This is a genomic window from Pseudomonas sp. CK-NBRI-02, from assembly GCF_008124495.1.
GTDB classification, from domain to species: Bacteria; Pseudomonadota; Gammaproteobacteria; order Pseudomonadales; family Pseudomonadaceae; genus Aquipseudomonas; species Aquipseudomonas guariconensis.
In genome coordinates, this window is record NZ_VSJH01000007.1 from 1 (window position 1) to 2,208 (window position 2,208).

2 pseudogenes are annotated in these 2,208 nt (G+C 65.3%); both read right to left on the reverse strand.

The features are described from left to right. Positions 1-926: pseudogene (locus DQ397_RS06735) on the reverse strand (CbbBc protein); the annotation flags it as partial. Positions 927-930: 4 nt separating this feature from the next. Next, a pseudogene (locus DQ397_RS06740) lies at positions 931-2,208 on the reverse strand (molybdopterin-dependent oxidoreductase); the annotation flags it as partial.

Below are 2,208 nucleotides of genomic sequence, written 5' to 3' on the forward strand. Positions count from 1 at the left end.
AAGCCCGATACGCGCCGCTCACGGCCGTCTTCCCAGAGCGAGACCATGTCCACCTGCTCGCCGGGCTCAAAGCCCAGGCGGCGGATGTCAGCTTCGTTGACGAACACCACCTCGCGTAGGCCGAACACGCCCCGGTAGCGGTCGTCCAGGCCGTACAGGGTGGTGTTGTACTGATCGTGCGAGCGCAGGGTCTGCAGAATCAGATCGGGCCGCTCGCCACGCTCGAGCACGGCCTCGTTGACCAGGTGCACCGGCAGTTCGCTGGGCGTGAACTGGGCCTTGCCGGTGGCGGTGTTCCATTCGCGCTCGGCCGCCGCGTTGCCCAGGTGGAAACCGCCCGGTTGCTGCAGTCGGGCATTGAAATCCTGGAAGCCCACGATGGTGTCGGCGATCAGGTCACGGATGCGGGCATAGTCGCCGATCACCCACTCCCAATCGATTGGATGATTGCCCAGGGTCGCCTTGGCCATGCCGGCAATGATCGCCGGCTCCGAGCGCAGGTGCGGCGAGCGGGGTTTGAGCTGGCCGTGGGAGATGTGCACCATGCTGAACGTGTCTTCGACCGTGACGCCTTGCGGGCCTTCGGCCTGCAGGTCGATTTCGGTGCGGCCCAGGCACGGCAGGATCAACGCATCACGGCCGGTCACCAGGTGCGAGCGGTTGAGCTTGGTGGCGATGTGCACCGTCAGTTCGCAGTTGCGCAGCGCCGCGTGGGTACGCGGAGTGTCTGGTGTGGCCTGGGCGAAGTTACCGCCCAAGGCGATGAACACCTTGGCGCGTTTCTCTTCCATGGCCTTGATGGCGAGTACTGCGTTGTGCCCATGCTCACGCGGCACCTCGAACTGGAAGCGCCACTGCAGCGCATCGAGCAGTCGCGCCGGCGGCTGTTCGTCGATACCCATGGTGCGGTCGCCCTGCACGTTGCTGCGTGAACTGGGCCTTGCCGGTGGCGGTGTTCCATTCGCGCTCGGCCGCCGCGTTGCCCAGGTGGAAACCGCCCGGTTGCTGCAGTCGGGCATTGAAATCCTGGAAGCCCACGATGGTGTCGGCGATCAGGTCACGGATGCGGGCATAGTCGCCGATCACCCATTCCCAATCGATCGGATGGTTACCCAGGGTCGCCTTGGCCATGCCGGCAATGATCGCCGGCTCCGAGCGCAGGTGCGGCGAGCGGGGTTTGAGCTGGCCGTGGGAGATGTGCACCATGCTGAACGTGTCTTCGACCGTGATGCCTTGCGGGCCTTCGGCCTGCAGGTCGATTTCGGTGCGGCCCAGGCACGGCAGGATCAACGCATCACGGCCGGTCACCAGGTGCGAGCGGTTGAGCTTGGTGGCGATGTGCACCGTCAGTTCGCAGTTGCGCAGCGCCGCGTGGGTACGCGGAGTGTCTGGTGTGGCCTGGGCGAAGTTACCGCCCAAGGCGATGAACACCTTGGCGCGTTTCTCTTCCATGGCCTTGATGGCGAGTACTGCGTTGTGCCCATGCTCACGCGGCACCTCGAACTGGAAGCGCCACTGCAGCGCATCGAGCAGTCGCGCCGGCGGCTGTTCGTCGATGCCCATGGTGCGGTCACCCTGCACGTTGCTGTGGCCGCGTACCGGCGAGAGGCCTGCGCCAGGCTTACCGACGTTACCGCGCAACAGTTGCAGGTTGACGATTTCCTGGACGGTCGGCACCGAGTGACGATGCTGGGTCACGCCCATGGCCCAACACATGATCACCCGCTCAGCCTTGCGGTACATGCGTGCGGCCAGCTCGATCTCAGCCAGGCTCAGGCCGGACTGCTCGACGATATGCTCCCAGGAGGTCGCATCCACCGCTGCCAGATAAGCCTCCACGCCATCGGTATGCTCGGCGATGAAAGCGTGGTCGAAGACGGCCGGCTCGCCCTTGGCCTGGGCCTCGCGTTCCCACAGCAGCAAGAACTTGGCGATGCCGCGCATGACCGCCATGTCGCCGCCCAACGCCGGGCGGAAGTACGCAGTGTTGGTCGGCTCCGAGCCGTTGCTGAGCATTTCGAAGGGGTGCTGCGGATGCTGGAAGCGCTCCAGGCCACGCTCCTTGAGCGGGTTGAAGCACACCACCTGGGCACCGCGCTTGACCGCTTCGCGCAGCGGTTCGAGCATGCGCGGGTGGTTGGTGCCGGGGTTCTGACCGATGACGAAGATCGCGTCGGCTTCCTCCAAGTCATCGAACACCACAGTGCC